The 20,461-nt window shown below is 60.2% G+C and carries 17 protein-coding genes; 6 read left to right on the forward strand and 11 right to left on the reverse strand.

Annotated elements, in window-relative coordinates; all coding sequences use genetic code 11:
• Positions 1-7: 7 nt before the first annotated feature.
• Together arcB and IMX17_RS19315 are read right to left on the reverse strand one after the other, a co-directional pair.
• The gene (arcB, locus tag IMX17_RS19310; RefSeq protein ID WP_193550135.1) at positions 8-2,347 is read right to left on the reverse strand and encodes an aerobic respiration two-component sensor histidine kinase ArcB; all 2,340 of its coding nucleotides are present in this window, start codon (positions 2,345-2,347) and stop codon (positions 8-10) included.
• Positions 2,348-2,439: 92 nt separating this feature from the next.
• Complete coding sequence (locus IMX17_RS19315; protein WP_193550136.1) at positions 2,440-3,378, reverse strand: TIGR01212 family radical SAM protein; 939 nt, start codon at positions 3,376-3,378, stop codon at positions 2,440-2,442.
• A gap of 691 nt (positions 3,379-4,069) precedes the next feature.
• On the opposite strand from IMX17_RS19315, the gene gltB reads away from it, so the two are divergent.
• The 3 genes from gltB (at position 4,070) to IMX17_RS19330 (ending at position 10,607) form a co-directional block, all read left to right on the forward strand.
• A complete protein-coding gene (gene gltB, locus IMX17_RS19320) occupies positions 4,070-8,530 on the forward strand; it encodes a glutamate synthase large subunit (RefSeq protein ID WP_046897247.1) in 4,461 nt (1,486 codons plus the stop codon).
• A 14-nt stretch (positions 8,531-8,544) separates the two neighbouring features.
• Positions 8,545-9,963, forward strand: coding sequence for a glutamate synthase small subunit (locus tag IMX17_RS19325; protein WP_193550137.1), 1,419 nt, complete (start codon positions 8,545-8,547; stop codon positions 9,961-9,963).
• Positions 9,964-10,127: 164 nt separating this feature from the next.
• Complete coding sequence (locus IMX17_RS19330; RefSeq protein WP_094143372.1) at positions 10,128-10,607, forward strand: hypothetical protein; 480 nt, start codon at positions 10,128-10,130, stop codon at positions 10,605-10,607.
• Between the two features lie 99 nt (positions 10,608-10,706).
• Here the strand turns inward: IMX17_RS19330 and sspB are convergent, their stop codons facing one another.
• The 5 genes from sspB to zapE form a co-directional block, all read right to left on the reverse strand.
• Positions 10,707-11,207: a ClpXP protease specificity-enhancing factor gene (sspB, locus tag IMX17_RS19335; RefSeq protein ID WP_025304365.1), complete on the reverse strand. Its 501-nt coding sequence runs from the start codon at positions 11,205-11,207 to the stop codon at positions 10,707-10,709.
• Between the two features lie 5 nt (positions 11,208-11,212).
• Complete coding sequence (gene sspA / locus IMX17_RS19340; protein WP_004937082.1) at positions 11,213-11,854, reverse strand: stringent starvation protein SspA; 642 nt, start codon at positions 11,852-11,854, stop codon at positions 11,213-11,215.
• A 327-nt stretch (positions 11,855-12,181) separates the two neighbouring features.
• The gene (rpsI, locus tag IMX17_RS19345; RefSeq protein WP_004937080.1) at positions 12,182-12,574 is read right to left on the reverse strand and encodes a 30S ribosomal protein S9; all 393 of its coding nucleotides are present in this window, start codon (positions 12,572-12,574) and stop codon (positions 12,182-12,184) included.
• A gap of 15 nt (positions 12,575-12,589) precedes the next feature.
• On the reverse strand, positions 12,590-13,018 hold the full coding sequence (gene rplM, locus IMX17_RS19350; protein WP_004937079.1) for a 50S ribosomal protein L13: 429 nt from the start codon (positions 13,016-13,018) through the stop codon (positions 12,590-12,592).
• 275 nt (positions 13,019-13,293) lie between these two features.
• Positions 13,294-14,421: a cell division protein ZapE gene (gene zapE / locus IMX17_RS19355; protein ID WP_193550138.1), complete on the reverse strand. Its 1,128-nt coding sequence runs from the start codon at positions 14,419-14,421 to the stop codon at positions 13,294-13,296.
• Between the two features lie 231 nt (positions 14,422-14,652).
• Between zapE and zapG the strand changes: the two genes are divergently transcribed.
• From zapG to degS, 3 genes are all read left to right on the forward strand, one after another.
• Positions 14,653-15,054 (forward strand): Z-ring associated protein ZapG, encoded by a 402-nt coding sequence (gene zapG, locus IMX17_RS19360; protein WP_004937074.1) that lies wholly within the window; start codon positions 14,653-14,655, stop codon positions 15,052-15,054.
• Between the two features lie 174 nt (positions 15,055-15,228).
• Positions 15,229-16,599 carry a serine endoprotease DegQ gene (gene degQ / locus IMX17_RS19365; RefSeq protein ID WP_025304368.1) on the forward strand — a complete coding sequence of 457 codons (1,371 nt, stop codon included), beginning with the start codon at positions 15,229-15,231 and terminating at the stop codon, positions 16,597-16,599.
• A gap of 88 nt (positions 16,600-16,687) precedes the next feature.
• Positions 16,688-17,746, forward strand: a complete 1,059-nt coding sequence (gene degS / locus IMX17_RS19370; RefSeq protein WP_042785432.1) for an outer membrane-stress sensor serine endopeptidase DegS — start codon at positions 16,688-16,690, stop codon at positions 17,744-17,746.
• A gap of 71 nt (positions 17,747-17,817) precedes the next feature.
• Here degS and murA read toward each other — a convergent pair whose 3' ends face one another.
• The 4 genes from murA to mlaC all read right to left on the reverse strand — a co-directional run bounded on the left by murA (position 17,818) and on the right by mlaC (position 20,459).
• Positions 17,818-19,077 carry a UDP-N-acetylglucosamine 1-carboxyvinyltransferase gene (gene murA / locus IMX17_RS19375; protein ID WP_019453131.1) on the reverse strand — a complete coding sequence of 420 codons (1,260 nt, stop codon included), beginning with the start codon at positions 19,075-19,077 and terminating at the stop codon, positions 17,818-17,820.
• Between the two features lie 55 nt (positions 19,078-19,132).
• Positions 19,133-19,387: a BolA family iron metabolism protein IbaG gene (ibaG, locus tag IMX17_RS19380; protein WP_025304370.1), complete on the reverse strand. Its 255-nt coding sequence runs from the start codon at positions 19,385-19,387 to the stop codon at positions 19,133-19,135.
• A 140-nt stretch (positions 19,388-19,527) separates the two neighbouring features.
• Positions 19,528-19,830, reverse strand: a complete 303-nt coding sequence (gene mlaB / locus IMX17_RS19385; protein WP_033644499.1) for a lipid asymmetry maintenance protein MlaB — start codon at positions 19,828-19,830, stop codon at positions 19,528-19,530.
• A complete protein-coding gene (gene mlaC, locus IMX17_RS19390) occupies positions 19,830-20,459 on the reverse strand; it encodes a phospholipid-binding protein MlaC (protein WP_033644498.1) in 630 nt (209 codons plus the stop codon). The genes mlaB and mlaC overlap by 1 nt, the downstream gene beginning before the upstream one ends.
• Between the last annotated feature and the right edge of the window lie 2 nt (positions 20,460-20,461).

Here is a 20,461-nt window from a genome sequence, read left to right on the forward strand (position 1 = left end):
GTCGGGGTCATTTTTTTTCAGCGTTCTCTACCCAAGCCCGCAGTACCTGCACGTCGTTGCGCCACTCTTGCTTCAGCTCATCTACCCAGTCCTGCACGTTATCCCACCAGGCCGGCAGCGTCGGCGTTTGAATCTGTTGCGCCAACTGCTGCAGGTGACGCAGGCCGACCGAACCGGCGGCGCCCTTGATCTTGTGCCCTTCCTCGGTGATGCCTTTCTGATCGCGCGCCGTCATGTTGGAATCCAGCACCGCCAGATAACCCGGCATCATCTGTTCGAACATCTCCAGACTTTGATGGATCAACTGCGGGCCAACCAGGTCCATGTACTGCTCCAGCATCGCGGTATCGAGTAACGACTCATTAATCTGCATCGCCTTGTGCTCCGTTTTCTTAGAAGTGTGAGAAGGTTGATGATCCCAATAGTGTTTGATGATCTTGGTCAGCGCCGGCACCGACAGCGGCTTGCTCAGCACATCGTCCATGCCCGCCTCGAGATACTCTTTTTTGTCTTTCAGCACGTTGGCGGTCAGGGCCACCAACGGCGGCAGCGCCTGCCCGGCGTAACGCTCGCGCAGCGCCCGGGCGATATCCAGCCCGGTCATGTCCGGCAGTTGAATGTCCAGCAGCACCAGATCGAACTCGTCCGGATCGAACATCGCCAGCGCGTCGTGGCCGTTCATCGCCACGTCGACGCTGTTGCCCAGCTTCTCCAGCACCGAGCGCGCCACGATCACGTTCAGTTCGATATCTTCCACCAGCAGGATGTGCAGCGCCGGCAACGGCAGCTCCTCTTCCTCCGGCGCCGCGCTGACGGCTTCCTGCACCGCCGGCGCCTTGATGGTCAACGTGAAGCAAGAACCGTGCCCTTGTTCGCTGCGCACGGTAATGTCGCCGCCCATGCTCTGCGCCAGCCGTTTGGAGACCGCCAGCCCGATGCCGGTTCCGGTGGCCGGGCGGCCGCCGCGCTGATCTTTCACCTGGTAATACATGGCGAAGATCTTGTCCTGCTCGTCCTGCGGGATGCCCATGCCCGAGTCTTCCACTTCGAACACCAGCTTCTCCTGCGCCTCGCGCCGCACGCGCACCACAATTTGCCCCTGTTGGGTAAATTTCACCGCGTTGCCGATCAGGTTCCACAAGATCTGCCGCAGGCGCGTGCCGTCGGTCACGATCTGCTGCGGCAGCGGCGTCTGCGGCTCCATGATGAACTGCAGCCCTTTCGGCTGCGCCAGCAGGCCCGAGAGGTTCTCCAGATCCGCCAGGAAACCGGTGAAGTCCACCGGCTGGTTGTCGAGCTGCACCTTGCGCCGCTCGAGCTTGTCCATTTCGATAATGTCGTTGAAGATATTGCCGAGGGTGATGGCGCTGACGTGAATGGTCTTCAGGTATTTCAGTTGCTCGTCGTTCAGCTCGGTATCAAGCAAAATGCGGCTCAGGCCGACGATGCCGTTAAGCGGCGTACGCAGCTCGTGGCTGATCGTGGAGATAAAGGTGGTCTTCTCCCTGCTGGCGTTCTCCAGCGCGTCCTGGTAGCGCTTACGCTCGGTAATATCGCGGCCGAAGCCCATCAGCCCGTGGCGTTTGCCCACCCGGTCGTAAAACGGCACCTTGCGCAGCTCGAAACAGGCTTTGCGGCCGTCGGGATACACCAACCATTGTTCGTAGGTCAGCGAAACGTTGTGGCGGAACACCTTCTCGTCGGTCTCAATGACCTTTTCGGCGATCTCCTTGCCGTAGACGTCGAACGGCGTCAGGCCGATCAGCTGTTTCTCGCTCTTGCCGGTCAGCAGCTCCATCGCGCGGTTGCAGCCGGAAAACTCTTTGTCTTCGTTGCGGTAGTAGACCAGATCCGGCGAGGCATCGAGGAAGGAGCGCAGCAGCGCCGATTGCTGGCCCAGCTCAATCTGCGCCTGCTCGCGCTGTTCCATCTCTTCCGTCAGCTTTTCCATCACCTGCAGGCGCTCTTCTTCCGCTTTGATACGGTCGGCGATCTCCTGATTCAGCTGGCTGATATTGTCTTTGAGCTGCTGATTAAGCTCCAGATCGCGGTGGCGCATCTCTTCCAGTTTGTCCACCAGCCGCGCCAGCCGTTGGCGCGACTCTTCCAACTGTTCCACCACCACTGAGAGAAAGTAGACCGCCCACGGGGTGATCAACAGGCCGAAGAAGATTGAACGCACCACGTCGATGCTTTCCACTTCGCCGCGCAGCAGCATGGTCACCGCCATCTGCACCACCATCGCCAGCACCACCAGCGCCGAGGCCAGCAGCAGCGAGAAGCGCACCAACCCCAGTTTCACCATTAAATCAACGTAGTACTGGGCCAACACCCGGATTTGCTTCATAGCGGCTCCCATCAGACACAATCTTTTGAATCATACCGTAAAACCGCGATGAGATAAGGCGGCAAACGCCGAAGTGTGGCAAAGATTGCACTTCAGAGCGGCATTCCGGGGCGGTAGCGCCGCTTTTCATCCAGCGCGCTGCCCTGCCCGCCGTATTGCTGCAGATAAGCGCCGACCGCCTGCATGCCGCTCCAGCGATTTTCGCACCACAGCGGCGCCAGCAGCGTCGGCCGACGGGCGCTGGCGGAAAGACGGTGGTACACCACCTCGCCCGGCGTATGGCGGATCATCTCCCCGGCGCTGACGGCGTAAGCTTCCAGCGCCAGTTCGGGCAACCGCCCGGCCTGCCACGCCCGCGCCAGGGTACTGCCGGTAACAACGTGCAGCGGATGCAGTTTGATGCCATCCACGCCGGTCTCCGTCACCCGCTGCAGCGTGAGCAGATGATCGCGCTGAGTTTCTCCCGGCAGCCCGACGATCAGATGGCAGCACACCTTCAGCCCGCGCTGCCGGGCCAGCCGCGCCGTCTGCTGATAACAGCGAAAATCATGGCCGCGGTTGATGCGCTTTAGCGTTTTATCGTGCGCCGTCTGCAGCCCCAGTTCCAGCCACACTTCATAGCCTTGCTCGCGGTAGCCCGCCAGCAGGTCCAACGCGGCGGGCGGCACGCAGTCCGGCCGGGTGCCGACGCACAGGCCGACCATGGCGCTCTGCGCCAACGCCTGCCGATACATCGTCTCCAGCCGTTCAACCTCCGCATAGGTGCTGGTATAGGCCTGGAAATAGGCCAGATAGCGCCGCGCCCGATCGGCCCGCGCGGCCTGCTGCGCCAGCTGTTCGGCGATGCTCTGGCGTTGCATCGCTTCATCGGCGAACGAGGCGACATTGCAGAACGTACAGCCGCCGCGCCCCAACGTGCCGTCGCGGTTAGGGCAGCTGAATCCGCCGTGCAGCGTGAGTTTATGGATCTTTTCGCCATAGCGGCGCTGGAGATCCGCGCCAAACATATTGACTAATTGCGGCAACTGCATAATCTTGGTGCTTCTCTGTGTTCAAAGCCGCGATGCTAATAAGAAACGGTTTTTCCCGCGATGACAGAGATCAACGCTTTCCCCGCAAGGCGCCACTAGGCATAACTATTCATCATAAACGCAAATCAATTCACTCTAATTCTGATGAATTATTCTAATCGTCACGCAACCGTTAACGGCAATATGACAACACGGTGAAAAATAGTCATAAACATCAGATAAGCAATATCTTATAGAATAAAACTCTGGCATTACCCCCCGCACTAGCATGGTGCAGAGATTAAGGGGTTGCACTATAGTGAGACAGCTCACACTTCTGCGGGGATCGGCGTTGCCCCACGATAGTGCAAAAATGCATTAAAATACTTATTTTTCAAATAAATAAACATCATCAATTCGATAAGAATCTATCTTAAGCCCACATTTGACCTGCGAATTCTTTCTCGCTAAGTTGGAAGTCCGCTGGAAGCTTTCTGGACGGGCAAACGTCTCGTCATATTTATGCAGTAATTGAAGACTCCCTCTTAAAACAAGTCCTATACCACTTGTGAGACCGTCACGAGAGGCCATTGATGGAGGGCGGAAAAGCAGATTGGCGGGGTTAACTTGCTGATTGGACTTCTGCCTGAAATTGGGAAGCCCCCTCGCAGTAGGTTGTGAGAGTCACGCAGAGCCTGGGGAGGTTCACGATATGTTGTACGATAAATCCCAAGAGAGGGACAACTGTGGTTTCGGCCTGATCGCCCATATAGAAGGCGAACCTAGCCACAAGGTGGTGCGCACCGCCATTCACGCGCTGGCCCGCATGCAGCACCGCGGCGCGATCCTCGCCGACGGCAAGACCGGCGACGGCTGCGGCCTGTTGCTGCAAAAACCCGATCGCTTCTTCCGCATGGTGGCGGAAGAGCGCGGCTGGCGTTTGGCCAAGAACTACGCCGTCGGCATGATGTTCCTCAGCCAGAATGAAGAGGAAGCGCGCCTCAGCCGCCGCATCGTGGAAGAAGAGCTGCAAAACGAAACGCTGTCGATCGTCGGCTGGCGCGAAGTGCCGACCAACCCGGACGTACTGGGTGAAATCGCCCTCTCCTCCCTGCCGCGCATCGAGCAAATCTTCGTTAACGCCCCGGCCGGCTGGCGCCCGCGCGATATGGAGCGCCGCCTGTTCGTAGCGCGTCGCCGCATCGAGAAACGCGTGCAGGACGACAGTTTCTACGTCTGCAGCTTCTCTAACCTGGTGACGATCTATAAAGGCCTGTGCATGCCTGCGGATCTGCCGCGCTTCTATCTCGATCTGGCGGATCTGCGCCTGGAGTCGGCCATTTGCCTGTTCCACCAGCGCTTCTCCACCAACACCGTGCCGCGCTGGCCGCTGGCGCAGCCGTTCCGCTACCTGGCGCACAACGGCGAAATCAACACCATCACCGGCAACCGCCAGTGGGCGCGCGCCCGCACCTATAAATTCCAAACGCCGCTGATCCCGGATCTGCAGGCCGCCGCGCCGTTCGTCAACGAAACCGGCTCCGACTCCAGTTCGCTGGACAACATGCTGGAGCTGCTGCTGGCGGGCGGGATGGATCTCATCCGCGCCATGCGCCTGCTGGTGCCGCCGGCCTGGCAGAACAACCCGGACATGGACGGCGATCTGCGCGCCTTCTTCGACTTCAACTCGATGCACATGGAGCCGTGGGACGGCCCGGCCGGCATCGTGATGTCCGACGGCCGCTACGCCGCCTGTAACCTCGATCGCAACGGCCTGCGCCCGGCGCGCTACGTGATCACCAAAGACAAGCTGATCACCTGCGCCTCCGAAGTCGGCATCTGGGATTACCAGCCGGATGAAGTGGTGGAAAAAGGCCGCGTCGGCCCCGGCGAGCTGATGGTGATCGACACCCGCAGCGGCCGCATCCTGCACTCGGCGGAAACCGACAACGATCTGAAAAGCCGCCACCCGTATAAAGAGTGGATGGAGAAAAACGTCAAACGCCTGGTGCCGTTCGAAGATCTGCCGGACGATCAGGTCGGCAGCCGCGAGCTCGACGACGCGCAGCTCGAAACCTATCAGAAACAGTTCGGCTACAGCAGTGAAGAGCTGGATCAGGTGATCCGCGTGCTGGGCGAAATTGGCCAGGAAGCCACCGGTTCGATGGGCGACGATACCCCGTTCGCCGTGCTCTCCAGCCGGCCGCGCATCGTTTACGACTATTTCCGCCAGCAGTTCGCGCAGGTCACCAATCCGCCGATCGATCCGCTGCGTGAAGCGCATGTCATGTCGCTGGCCACCAGCATCGGCCGCGAAATGAACGTGTTCTGCGAAGCCGAAGGCCAGGCGCACCGCCTGAGCTTCAAATCGCCGATCCTGCTGTACTCCGATTTCAAACAGCTCACCACGCTGGAAGGCGAATACTATCGCGCCGAGACGCTCGATCTGACCTTCGATCCGCAGCAGCAGGATCTGGAGCAAACCATTCGCGCCCTGTGCGACGAAGCGGAACGCAAGGTGCGTGAAGGTGCGGTGCTGTTGGTGCTGTCCGACCGCGCCATCGCGCCCGGCCGCCTGCCGGTGCCGGCCCCGATGGCGGTCGGCGCCGTGCAAACCCGTCTGGTGGAGAAAAGCCTGCGCTGCGACGCCAACCTGATCGTTGAAACCGCCAGCGCCCGCGATCCGCACCACTTCGCCGTGCTGCTCGGCTTCGGCGCGACCGCCATCTATCCGTATCTGGCCTATGAAACCCTGGCCAAGCTGGTGGACAGCCAGGCGATCGACAAGAAATACCGCGACGTGATGCTGAACTACCGCAACGGCATCAACAAAGGCCTGTACAAGATCATGTCCAAGATGGGCATTTCGACCATCGCCTCTTACCGCTGCTCCAAGCTGTTCGAAGCGGTCGGCCTGCACCGCGATCTGGCGGATCTGTGCTTCCAGGGCGTGGTCAGCCGCATCGGCGGCGCCAGCTTCAGCGATTTCCAGCAGGATCTGCAGAACCTTTCCAAGCGCGCCTGGCTGAAACGCAAACCGCTGGAGCAAGGCGGCCTGCTGAAGTTCGTGCACGGCGGCGAATACCACGCCTACAACCCGGACGTGGTGAACTCGCTGCAAAAAGCGGTGCACAGCGGCGAGTACAGCGACTATCAGGCTTACGCCAAGCTGGTGAACGAGCGGCCGGTCGCCATGCTGCGCGATCTGCTGGCCATCACGCCGAAAGGCGAACCGATTCCGGTCGATCAGGTCGAACCGGCGGAATCGCTGTTCAAACGCTTCGACACGGCGGCGATGTCGATCGGCGCGCTGAGCCCGGAAGCGCACGAGTCACTGGCGATCGCCATGAACGGCCTCGGCGGCTTCTCCAACTCCGGCGAAGGCGGCGAAGATCCGGCGCGCTACCGCACCAACAAGGTGTCGCGCATCAAACAGGTGGCCTCCGGACGCTTCGGCGTAACGCCGGCCTACCTGGTGAACGCCGACGTGATCCAGATTAAGGTGGCGCAAGGCGCCAAGCCGGGCGAAGGCGGCCAGCTGCCGGGCGACAAAGTCACCCCGTACATCGCCAGACTGCGTTACTCGGTGCCGGGCGTGACGCTGATCTCCCCGCCACCGCACCACGACATCTATTCGATCGAAGATCTGGCGCAGCTGATCTTCGATCTGAAGCAGGTCAACCCGAAGGCGGTGATCTCGGTGAAACTGGTGTCCGAGCCGGGCGTCGGCACCATCGCCACCGGCGTGGCGAAAGCCTATGCCGATCTGATCACCATCGCCGGTTACGACGGCGGCACCGGCGCCAGCCCGCTGTCCTCGGTGAAATATGCCGGCTGCCCATGGGAACTGGGCCTGGTGGAAACCCAGCAGGCGCTGGTGGCCAACGGTCTGCGCCACAAGATCCGCCTGCAGGTGGACGGCGGCCTGAAAACCGGCGTGGACATCGTCAAAGCGGCGATCCTGGGCGCGGAAAGCTTCGGCTTCGGCACCGGGCCGATGGTGGCGCTGGGCTGCAAATACCTGCGCATCTGCCACCTCAACAACTGCGCGACCGGCGTCGCGACTCAGGACGACAAGCTGCGCCGCGATCACTACCACGGCCTGCCGGAACGCGTGACGAATTACTTCCAGTTTATCGCGCGAGAAACCCGCGAGATCATGGCGCAACTGGGCGTGAGCCAACTGGTGGATCTGATCGGCCGCACCGACTTCCTGACCGAGCTGGACGGCATCTCCGCCAAGCAGAACAAGCTGGATCTGTCGCCGCTGCTGAAAACCGCCACGCCGCATCCGGGCAAAGCAGTGTACTGCACCGAAAGCAGCAACCCGGCGTTCGACAAGGGCCTGCTGAACAAAGAGCTGCTGGCGCAGGCGCAGCCGCACATCGAAGCGAAGCAGGGTAAAACCTTCTACTTCGACATTCGCAACACCGACCGCTCCGTAGGCGCCATGCTGTCCGGCGCTATCGCCAACGTGCACGGCGATCAGGGCATGGCGGCCGATCCGATCAAGGCGCACTTCTCCGGCACCGCCGGGCAGAGCTTCGGCGTCTGGAACGCCGGCGGCGTCGAGCTGACCCTGACCGGCGACGCCAACGACTATGTCGGCAAAGGCATGGCCGGCGGCAGCATCGCGGTGCGTCCGCCGATCGGCTCCGCCTTCCGCAGCCATGAAGCCAGCATCGTCGGCAACACCTGCCTGTACGGCGCCACCGGCGGCAAACTGTTCGCCGCCGGCCGCGCGGGCGAGCGTTTCGCGGTGCGCAACTCCGGCGCCATCACCGTGGTGGAAGGCATCGGCGACAACGGCTGCGAATACATGACCGGCGGCATCGTCTGCGTGCTGGGTAAAACCGGCATCAACTTCGGCGCCGGCATGACCGGCGGTTTCGCCTACGTGCTGGACGAAGACGGCGAGTTCCGCAAGCGCGTGAACCCGGAGCTGGTGGAAGTGCTGGATGTCGATCAGTTGGCGATCCATGAGGAGCATCTGCGCGGCCTGATCACCGAACACGTGCAGGCGACCGGCTCTTCCCGCGCGGAAGAGATCCTGGCCAACTGGCCGGAGTGGGCGCCGAAGTTCGCCCTGGTCAAACCGAAGTCCAGCGATGTCAAAGCGCTGTTGGGTCACCGTAGCCGTTCCGCAGCTGAGCTGCGGGTGCAGGCGCAGTAAGAGGTAGGTCATTAATGAGTCAGAACGTTTATCAATTTATCGACCTGCAGCGTGTTGATCCGCCTAAGAAACCGCTGAAGATCCGCAAAATCGAGTTCGTCGAGATCTACGAACCGTTTTCGGAAACCCAGGCCAAAGCCCAGGCGGACCGCTGTCTGTCCTGCGGCAACCCGTATTGCGAGTGGAAGTGCCCGGTGCACAACTACATCCCGAACTGGCTGAAGCTGGCCAACGAAGGCCGCATCATGGAAGCGGCGAACCTGGCGCATCAGACCAACAGCCTGCCGGAGGTGTGCGGCCGCGTATGCCCGCAGGATCGCCTGTGCGAAGGGTCTTGCACCCTGAACGACGAGTTCGGCGCGGTCACCATCGGCAATATCGAGCGTTACATCAGCGATAAGGCCATCGAAATGGGCTGGAAGCCGGACATGTCGCACGTGCAGCCGACCGGCAAGCGCGTGGCGATCGTCGGTGCCGGCCCCGCCGGGCTGGCCTGCGCTGACGTGCTGACCCGCAACGGCGTTAAGGCGGTGGTGTATGATCGTCATCCTGAGATCGGCGGTCTGCTGACCTTCGGCATCCCGGCCTTCAAGCTGGAAAAGGAAGTGATGGTCAAACGCCGCGGCATCTTCAGCGAGATGGGCATCGAGTTTCAGCTGAATACCGAAGTGGGCAAAGACGTCAGCATGGAGACTTTGCTGAGCGAGTACGATGCGGTGTTCCTCGGCGTCGGCACCTATCAATCGATGCGTGGCGGGCTGGAGAATGAGGATGCGCAGGGCGTGTACGACGCGCTGCCGTTCCTGATCGCCAACACCAAGCAGCTGATGGGGTATGAAACCGAGCAGCACGAGCCTTATGTCAGCATGGAAGGCAAACGAGTGGTGGTGCTGGGCGGCGGCGATACCGCCATGGACTGCGTACGCACTTCGGTGCGTCAGGGCGCGACGCAGGTCACCTGCGCCTACCGCCGCGACGAGGCCAACATGCCGGGTTCCAAGCGCGAAGTGAAGAACGCCCGGGAAGAAGGGGTGGACTTCCAGTTCAACCTGCAGCCGCTGAGCATCGAACTGAACAGCGCCGGCCGCGTGGCCGGGGTGAAAATGGTGCGCACTCAGCTGGGTGCGCCGGATGCCAACGGCCGCCAGGCGGCGGAGCAGGTGCCGGGTTCCGAGCACGTGATCGACGCCGACGCGGTGGTGATGGCGTTCGGCTTCCGCCCACACCGCATGGACTGGCTGGCGGCGCACGACGTGCAGCTCGATAAACAGGGCCGCATCGTGGCGCCGGAAGGCAGCGACAACGCGTTCCAGACCAGCAACCCGAAAATCTTCGCCGGTGGCGACGCGGTCCGCGGCTCCGACCTGGTGGTGACGGCGATCGCCGAAGGCCGCAAAGCGGCAGACGGCATCATGAACTACCTGGAAGTGTAAACCTTCCGAACCGCCAAAGGCCCGGCACATTGCCGGGCCTTTGTTTTAACCGGCCACGCTTTGTAACAACCTCCCCTCTCCTCACTGCCTCAACGCGCTATAGTATTGAGTTAGCACCATTGCAGGGCGCGGCTGCGCCTGACACCGTGATAAGGATAGCGAACATGAAATGCTCCATTTCCCTGTTGGCCGGCGCACTGCTGGCCGTCAGTTTCAGCACCTCAGCCATGGCGCTGGATTCGCAGGAGGTCGGTTACAATATCGAAGCGCGCGGCGCGCGGCCGGTCGTAGCGCAGTTGGGCAAGGCCGGACAGTTCAGCGCCGTGGAAAACAGCATCCGGTTGGGGGACGACAACTGGATTGCCCTGGCGCCCAAGCTGGCCGGCGGCGGCAATGCCGGATTTACCGCCGGCATTAAATCTGCCCTCTCCGCGGCCCTGATCTACAACCCGGCGGCGGTATTGCAGGCGCTCAACCAAGGCAACGATCTGCCGCTCAATGACATCTGCACCGCGCCACCGGAAGTGCAAGGCGACACCGCCATCACCAGCTTCCGTGAGCGCGCGGCCCGCGCGCTGTCCACCGTGCGCGTAGGCGATCTCAGCGCGCCGCGCGATGCCTGCATTGCCGCCCTGAAAGGCTGACCCGCTTCTGCCGGGCAAAAAAAAGGTTCATCGCGTTTTAACGTGATGAACCAAAAAAAAAGCACCCCACGGGGTGCTTTTTCGTTTGTTCACGCAGGCTTATTTCACCACGCGCAGCGCCGGGCGGCCACCGCGCGGCGGCTGCGGCGGTTCGTCGTCCGGGCCGTCATCTTCTGCGGTATCCGGGCGATCGCCGTCGATGACCGACATCAACGTTTCCGAAGGGATCGTCTCATTGTCCAAACCTTCGAACACGCCTTCGCTTTCGTCGTAGGCGGCTTCCGGTTCAAACATCGTGCCGGCGCCGTTCTCACGCGCATAAATCGCCAGCACGGCGGCCATCGGCACCGAAACCTGGCGCGGCACGCCGCCGAAGCGCGCGTTGAACTGCACGTCTTCGTTGCCCAACGCCAGGTTGCCTACCGCGCGCGGCGCGATATTCAACACGATCTGGCCATCGCGCGCGAACTCCATCGGCACCTGAACATCAGGGCGAGTCACATCGACCACCAGGTGCGGCGTCAGCTGGTTATCCAGCAGCCAGTCGTAGAACGCCCGCAGCAGATACGGGCGACGCGGCGTCATCTGAGACATGTCCATCGCGCTTAGCCCCGGGTTTGCAGGCGCATTTCACGCTCGGCTTCGGTCAGGGAAGCCAGGAAAGCGTCACGTTCGAAGACGCGGGTCATGTAGCCTTTCAGCTCTTTGGAGCCGGCGCCGCTCAACTCGATGCCCAGCTGCGGCAGACGCCACAACAGCGGCGCCAGGTAGCAATCCACCAGGCTGAACTCTTCGCTCATGAAATACGGCGCCTGGCCGAAGATAGGCGCGATCGCCAGCAGCTCTTCACGCAGCTGGCGGCGGGCGGATTCCGCTTCCTGACCGCTGCTCTTCTCGATCTTGTCCATCAGCGAGTACCAGTTCTTCTCGATGCGCAGCATCATCAGACGGCTCTCACCACGGGCAACCGGGTAAACCGGCATCAGCGGCGGGTGCGGGAAGCGCTCATCCAGGTATTCCATGATGATGCGGGATTCATACAGGGTCAGTTCGCGATCGACCAGCGTAGGCACCGTCTGGTAAGGGTTGAGGTCAATCAGATCTTGCGGCAGGTTATCCATTTCGACCTGCTCGATCTCGACGCTGACACCTTTCTCCGCCAGTACGATGCGTACTTGATGGCTAAAAATGTCGGTCGGGCCAGAGAACAGCGTCATTACCGAACGTTTGTTGGCAGCGACAGCCATGAAAACCTCCAAGTTATCTAGAAAATACTGCGAATAGCCAACTGACAGGCTGCTATCCTGAATAATCTTGCCGCAGGCCGGCAGCACGCAGCGCGGACCCGAACCCATAAAAAAACCGGCCCAGGAGGTCAACTGCACGGCGAACAGGCGCAAAAGTGGATGATAGTTTACCAGATTTTGCTTGTTTTGTGGGGGCGCTGCGGCGAATTCATGTTGAATTGTCTGATATGCCACAGATTTTAGTCGGGGACGGCGGATTTCAGGCATAAAAAAACCCGGTGAGGCACCGGGTTTTTTGCGTAAATCGCACTGCCGAAGCAGCGGAAATTAACGCTTGGAGAACTGCGGACGACGACGTGCTTTACGCAGACCGACTTTCTTACGTTCAACCTGACGAGCGTCACGGGTGACGAAGCCAGCTTTACGCAGTTCAGAACGCAGAGTCTCATCGTACTCCATCAGTGCACGGGTGATACCGTGACGGATAGCGCCAGCTTGACCGGAGATACCACCACCTTTAACGGTGATGTACAGATCCAGTTTGCCAACCATGTCGACCAGTTCCAGCGGCTGACGAACTACCATGCGGGCAGTTTCGCGACCGAAGTACTGTTCCAGGCTGCGCTGGTTGATAACGATGTTACCGTTGCCCGGCTTGATGAAGACGCGAGCGGCGGAGCTTTTGCGGCGACCAGTGCCGTAGTATTGATTTTCAGCCATTGCCATTAATCCCGATTAAATGTCCAGAACTTGCGGTTGCTGTGCCGCGTGATTGTGCTCGGTGCCCGCGTAAACTTTCAGTTTACGGAACATAGCACGACCCAGCGGGCCCTTTGGCAGCATGCCTTTAACCGCGATTTCAATCACGCGCTCAGGACGGCGGGCAATCATCTCTTCAAAGGTCGCTTGCTTGATACCACCGATGTGGCCGGTGTGGTGGTAGTACACTTTGTCTGTACGCTTGTTGCCGGTTACAGCAACTTTGTCAGCGTTCAGAACGATGATGTAATCACCGGTATCCACGTGCGGGGTGTATTCCGCTTTATGCTTGCCGCGCAGGCGACGAGCCAGTTCAGTAGCGAGACGGCCTAAAGTTTTACCATCTGCATCAACAACGTACCAGTCGCGTTTTACGGTTTCTGGTTTAGCTGTAAAAGTTTTCATTAGAAAGCTTACCCAATAATTAGTTACACGTTGGTGAACACCCAAACGCTCGAAAACAGTTGAGGCTCACACGACCATACAAGTCCAGCAAACCTACCCCTTCGAATAGCCATTGCCGGCACTATAAAGTTTTTGGGAAAAAAAACTTTGTTGTAACGTGGGGTCGCAAGATTATAGAGAAGTCGCTCACAAAGATCGAACGGTTTTTGAATGGAAAATAAATTTATCGCCGGCGGCGGACAACCGGCGATACGGCGGCGGCAAGCCCGGCAGACTCAGGGCAAATGCGGCAGCTTGAGGTACTCTTCGCTCTGCATTTCCTGCAGGCGCGACAGGCAGCGCTGGAATTCAAATTTCAGCTGCACCCCCTGATAGATCTCGAACATCGACGCTTCGGCGCCGATCACCAGCTTGATGTGCCGCTCGTAGAATTCGTCCACCAACGCCAGGAAACGGCGCGCGGTATTCTCTTTCAGCGGCCCCATCACCCGCACATTATACAGGATCACGCTGTGATACAGCCGCGACAGCGCGATGTAGTCCAGTTGGCTGCGCGCCTCTTCGCACAGCGTGTGGAAATCCACCGCCAGCACGCCGTCCACCGAACGGATCGCCTGCAGCGGCCGATGGTTGATCTGCAGCACCGGCGCGTCCTCCCCCGCCTTGCCCGCCAGCTTGACGAACATCCGATCCAGCGTCTCGCGCGTCTGGTCGTTCAGCGGCGTCAGGTAGAGATGCGCCTGGGTCAGGGTACGCAGACGATAGTCGATGCCGGCGTCGACGTTCATCACGTCGCAGTACTCGTTGATCAGATCGATGGCCGGCAGGAAACGCGCCCGCTGCAGACCGTTGCGGTACAGATCGTCCGGCGGGATATTCGACGTGGCCACCAGCGTGATGCCGCGCGCGAACAGCGCCTGCAGCAGCGTGGCCAGCAGCATGGCGTCGGTGATGTCGGACACGAAGAATTCGTCGAAACACAGCACGTCGGTCTCAGCCTTAAAGCCGTCGGCGACGATTTCCAGCGGGTTTTCCCGCCCCTGCAGCTCGGTCAGCTCTTCATGCACCCGCAGCATGAAGCGGTGGAAGTGCAGACGCATTTTGCGATCGCCCGGCAAACTGTGGAAGAACATATCCATCAACCAGGTTTTGCCGCGCCCGACGCCGCCCCACATATACAGCCCCTGCACCGGGCGCTGCGGCGCCGTGTCGCCGCCCTTACCCAGCAAGCGGCTGAACTTGCCGCGCAGCCCGCCGGCAGGCGCGCTCGCCGCCGGCTTTTGCAGCAGAGCCTGATAAATGCGATCCAGTTGAGTGACGGCCCGGCGTTGAACCTCATCGGCCTGATATTCCCCCGCATCCAGCGCCTGCTGGTAGCGAGATAACGGTGATAGTGCCTGCATCTGTTCGATGTTCCCTAAGAACGCTTAGAAATTATTTAGCCAACGTTGGCGGCAAGTTGATGCCGATTCGCACCGTTATCGCCACAAATGCCCGCTGTGGGCGCCGCTGAAAACCCTGTAAAAATTAGGTGGAAGCGCATCAGGATTCCACTCGGACAAGGTTAACGGTTATAGTGGATATTATTAAGTGAAAAATCCCTGCGGAACAACGAAGTCAAAATAGGAGTCATCATGACCTGGGAGTATGCGCTGATTGGTTTGGTCGTCGGTATCGTGATTGGTGCGGTGGCGATGCGTTTTGGCAACCGTAAATTACGTCAACAACAAGTCCTGCAGAACGAGCTGGACAAGAGCAAAACCGAGCTGGAAGAGTACCGTCAGGAGCTGGTCGGCCACTTTGCCCGCAGCGCCGAGCTGCTGGACAACATGGCGCGCGATTATCGTCAGCTGTATCAACACATGGCGAAAAGCTCGAACAACCTGCTGCCGGATCTGCCGATGCAGGAAAATCCGTTCCGCTATCGCCTGACCGAAGCGGAAGCAGACAACGATCAAGCGCCGGTGGAAATGCCGCGCGACTATTCGGAAGGCGCCTCCGGCCTGCTGCGCGGGCAAAGCGCGCGCCGCGACTGACCCCCCTTCGCCCGCGGGGCCACCCGCGGGCTTCCTCCGTTTACCGTCTTGACCTTCCCTCGCATTACCTTTACTGAACTTTGCACGCAAATTCACGGTCTTACCCTTCACTATGACAAGGCGATTGCCTTATCATCAAATTTTCATCGGCAGGTATTGAGAGAGTTATAATCAATGAAGAAAAAGTCGTTAATTCTTAGTGCATTGGCAATGAGCCTCGGCCTGACGCTCAGCTCCGTACCGGTGGCCAACGCGGCCCTGCCCGTCGCCGTTCAGGGGCAGCCGCTGCCGAGCCTGGCGCCGATGCTGGAAAAAGTCTTGCCCGCCGTAGTGAGCGTGCATGTCGCCGGCACTCAGGTGCAGCGTCAACAACTGCCGGAAGAGTTCAGACGCTTCTTCGGCCCTAACTTCCCCGGCCAGCAGCAAAGCTCCCGCCCGTTTGAAGGGCTGGGTTCCGGCGTGATCATCGACGCCGCCAAAGGCTACGTGCTGACCAACAACCACGTCATCAACAACGCCGATAAAATCCGCGTGCAGTTGAACGACGGTCGCGAGCTGGACGCCAAGCTGGTCGGCCGCGATGAGCAATCCGACATCGCCCTGCTGCAGCTCAGCGACACCAAAAACCTGACCGCCATCAAGATGGCCGACTCCGATCAGCTGCGCGTCGGCGACTTTGCCGTCGCGGTCGGCAACCCGTTTGGCCTGGGCCAAACCGCCACTTCCGGCATTATCTCGGCGCTGGGCCGCTCCGGCCTGAATCTGGAAGGACTGGAAAACTTCATTCAGACCGACGCCTCCATCAACCGCGGCAACTCTGGCGGCGCGCTGGTTAACCTGAACGGCGAGCTGATCGGCATCAATACCGCCATTCTGGCGCCGAGCGGCGGCAACGTCGGCATCGGTTTCGCCATTCCGAGCAATATGGCGCAGAACCTGAGCCAGCAGCTGATTGAATTCGGCGAAGTGAAACGCGGCCTGCTGGGCATCAAAGGCAGCGAAATGACCCCGGATATGGCCAAAGCCTTCAACACCGACGCGCAGCGCGGCGCCTTCGTCAGCGAAGTGCTGCCGAAATCCGCCGCCGCCAAGGCGGGCATCAAGGCCGGGGATATCCTGGTCTCCGTCGACGGTAAACCGGTGAGCAGCTTTGCCGAACTGCGCGCCAAAGTCGGCACCACCGCGCCGGGCAAAACCCTCAAGGTGGGCCTGCTGCGCGATGGCAAACCGCAGGAAGTCTCGGTCACGCTGGACAACAGCGAGAGCGCCTCGACCAACGCCGAAACGCTGTCGCCGGCACTGCAGGGGGTTTCCCTCAGCAATGGCGCGTTGCCGAGCGGCGACAAGGGCGTGAAGGTGGAGAACGTGGATAAAGGGTCAACGGCGGCGCAGATCGGCCTGCAGAAAGGCGACGTGATCATCGGCGTCAACCGTCAGCGCGTGGACAACATCACCACGCTGCGTAAAGTGCTGGAGGCCAAGCCACCGGTGATGGCGCTCAATATCGTGCGCGGCAACGAAACCATTTATCTGCTGCTGCGTTAATTTGTGCAAAAACCGGGCTCGGTGACATACTGCGCCCGGTTAACTCATGCTATCCTCCGAACATCGTTCACCACACCACGAAAACTCCATGTTTGCTAAGCTCTTGCGTTCCGTCGTTATCGGTCTCATCGTTGCCGGCCTGCTGTTGGCCGCACTGCCCATGCTGCGTTCTTCCAACGGCCTGTTTGCAGACAAACCTGAGAGCACCAGCGACGAAACGCCAGTGAGCTACAACAAAGCGGTGCGCCGCGCCGCGCCCGCCGTGGTGAACATTTACAACCGCAACCTGAACGGCGCCGCCAACGTGCTGTCGCTCGGTTCCGGCGTGATCATGAATGAACGCGGCTATATCATCACCAATCGCCACGTGATCAAAGACGCTCAGCAGATCACCGTGGTGTTGCAGGATGGCCGCCGCTATGAAGCGCTGCTGGTCGGCTCGGACGGCCTGACCGATTTGGCGGTGCTGAAGATCGATCCCGGCAATTTGCCGGTGATCCCGACCAATAAAAATCGCGTTGCCCACGTCGGCGACGTCGTGCTGGCGATCGGCAACCCCTATAACCTGGGGCAGACTGTCACACAGGGCATCCTCAGCGCCACCGGCCGCATCAGTATGAGCACCACCGGCCGACAGACGTTCCTGCAGACCGACGCCTCCATCAACCGCGGCAACTCCGGCGGCGCGCTGGTCAACTCGCTGGGCGAGCTGATCGGCATCAACACCCTGACCTATGACAAAATTACCGACGGCGAAACGCCGGAGGGCCTCGGCTTCGCCATTCCGATCGAACTGGCCACCAAAATCATGGACAAGCTGATCCGCGACGGCCGCGTCATCCGCGGCTATTTCGGCATTCAGGGCAAAGAGATCATTCCGCTGCGCTCGTCCAATTCCGGCATCGATCGCCTTCAAGGCATCATCGTGACCGAGATTACGCCGAACGGCCCGGCGAGCAACGCCGGCTTCCAGATCAACGACATCATCATCAACGTGGATAACAAACCGGCGGTGTCCGTGCTGGAGACCATGGATCAGGTGGCGGAGATCAGACCGGGCACCGAGATACCGGTTATCGTGCTGCGTGACGGCAAGCGCATTACGTTGAAAATGACGGTGGGTGAATTCCCGGAAGACAGCAATTAAAAAAGGGCCGGCATTGATAGCCGGCCCTTTGATTTTCATCCTGCCGACGCAGCCGCGCCGGCGCTAATGCCTTACTCGCCTTTCACACGCTCGATGTTCGCACCCAGCGCGCGCAGCTTGTCTTCAATACGCTCATAGCCGCGATCGATATGGTAGATGCGATCGACGACGGTCACGCCGTCGGCGATGCAGCCGGCGATCACCAGGCTGGCGGAAGCGCGCAGATCGGTCGCCATCACCTGAGCGCCGGACAGCTGTTCAACGCCATGGCAGATCACGGTGTTGCTCTCGATTTCCGCGTGCGCCCCCATGCGGATCAATTCCGGCACGTGCATGAAGCGGTTTTCGAAGATGGTCTCGGTGATAACGCCGGTGCCTTCCGCCACCAGGTTCAACAGGCTGAACTGGGCCTGCATGTCGGTCGGGAAGCCCGGGTGCGGCGCGGTGCGCACGGTGACCGCTTTCGGGCGCTTGCCGTGCATGTCCAGACTGATCCAGTCTTCGCCCACTTCGATATCGGCACCGGCTTCACGCAGCTTGGCCAGCACCGCATCCAGCGTATCCGGACGGGTGTTGCGGCACATCACTTTGCCGCCGGAAACCGCGGCGGCGATCAGGAAGGTACCGGTCTCGATACGGTCAGGCAGCACGCGATACACGCCGCCGCCCAGACGCTCGACGCCCTCGATGGTGATCTTGTCGCTGCCTGCGCCGCTGATCTTCGCGCCCAGCGTATTGAGGAAGTTGGCGGTATCGACAATTTCCGGCTCACGCGCGGCGTTCTCGATAACGGTCGTGCCGGTCGCCAGGGTCGCGGCGCTCATGATGGTCACGGTTGCGCCCACGCTCACCTTGTCCATCACGATGTGCGCGCCTTTCAGACGGCCATCGACGGACGCCTTGACGTAACCTTCTTCCAGCTTGATCTCGGCCCCCAACTGCTCCAGGCCGGTGATGTGCAGATCGACCGGACGCGCGCCGATCGCGCAGCCGCCCGGCAGGGAAACCTGACCGCGGCCGAAACGAGCCACCAGCGGCCCCAGCGCCCAGATGGAAGCGCGCATGGTTTTCACCAGATCGTAAGGCGCGCAAAACTCGTTCACGCCACTGGCGTCCACGAAGACCGAACCGTTGCGCTCAATCTTGGTGCCCAACTGGCTGAGCAGTTTAATGGTGGTGTCGATGTCCTTCAGCTTGGGGACATTCTGCAGCTCGACCGGCTCTTCCGCCAACAGGGCGGCGAACAGGATCGGCAGGGCGGCGTTTTTGGCCCCGGAAATAGACACTTCACCGCTCAGGCGGGTCCGACCCTGCACACGAAATTTATCCATCTGACTACTCTCTGTTATCTAATCTGAAGCTGCCCGCCCGGCAGGGCAAACAGCCTTAAAATCCGTTGAGTTTGCGGTCTCGCTGCCACTCTTCAGGGGTGTACGCCTTGATAGACAAGGCATGAATGCGGTTGTCCGCAATGTATTCCATCAGCGGTGCGTAAACCGTCTGCTGTTTTTTGACGCGGCTCATGCCGGCGAACAGTTCGCCGACCACGATCGCTTGAAAATGGCTGCCGTCGCCCGTCACGTGCGCTTCATCCAGTGCCAATGCCTGCATCAGCACGTCTTTAATCTCGTTGGTTTCCATAGTATCCAGTTCTGCCGCTAAAGGATCATAAACAGCCTAGTATCTTAGTGGAATACGATGTTTTCTTAAACTAAAGAAAAAGCCCCTGCATAACAGGGGCTTTGTATCGTTTAACCACGCAAAGGCGGTGTAAAACGCCGCTAACCGGCGGTATCGACAGGCATTATCGCCTGCAGGTTGTAGAGCGCGATCAGCGTTTTCAGACGCTCGGTGACGCCGAAAATTTTTAGCGCGACGCCACGTTGGCGCTGCTCTTCCTGCAGATGCAGCAACAGCGCCAGCCCGGAGGAGTCCACGCGCTGCAGTTGCGCCACGTCGATCGCGGTTTTATCCGCCATCAGCGCGTCTCGCTGCCGCCACAACGGCAGCAGCGTTTCACGGTCCAGTTCACCGCGCAGGATCAGCGTCTGCTGCTCTGATTCGAAGCTGAGCGCTGCCGACATCAGTTTTTCTTGTCCAGCGAGATGGGCTGCGCGGCGGCGGCCTGCAGCTGTTTGGTCAGGCCGTCGATGCCCTGAGTACGCAGCGTAGACGCCCACTCGTTTTGCTTGGTGGTGATCATGCTGACGCCTTCGGCGATCATGTCATACGCCTGCCAATAGCCGGTTTTGCTGTTCTTGCGCCATTGGAAATCCAGACGCACCGGCGGGCGGCCGCCGTTGTCGATGATGGTGACGCGAATGGCCACAATGTCGGCGTTGCCCAGCGGCTGTTCAGGCGCGATCTGGTAAGTCTGGCCGTGGTACATCGCCAGCGCCTGGCCGTAAGCCTGCTCCAGGTAAGCCTGGAAAGCGGTGAAGTAAGCTTCGCGCTGCGCAGGCGTCGCATCTTTGTAGTAACGGCCCAGCACCAGCGCGCCAGCGTATTTCACCTGCACGAACGGCATCAGTTCCTGATGCACGATGGAGCGCAGGTAGTTCGGGTCCTGCTTGATCTTCGGCTGTTCGTTCTTCAAACGGCTGAAGGTCTTCTGCGCCGCGTCTTGCATCATGCTGTAAGGATTGGTTTGGTCGGCTGCGCTCGCCAGCGGCGCAACCACCAGCAGAGCCACCATCAGTAAACGTTTAAACATGC

This window comes from Serratia sp. X3 (genome assembly GCF_014982455.1).
Classification (GTDB): Bacteria; Pseudomonadota; Gammaproteobacteria; order Enterobacterales; family Enterobacteriaceae; genus Serratia; species Serratia ureilytica.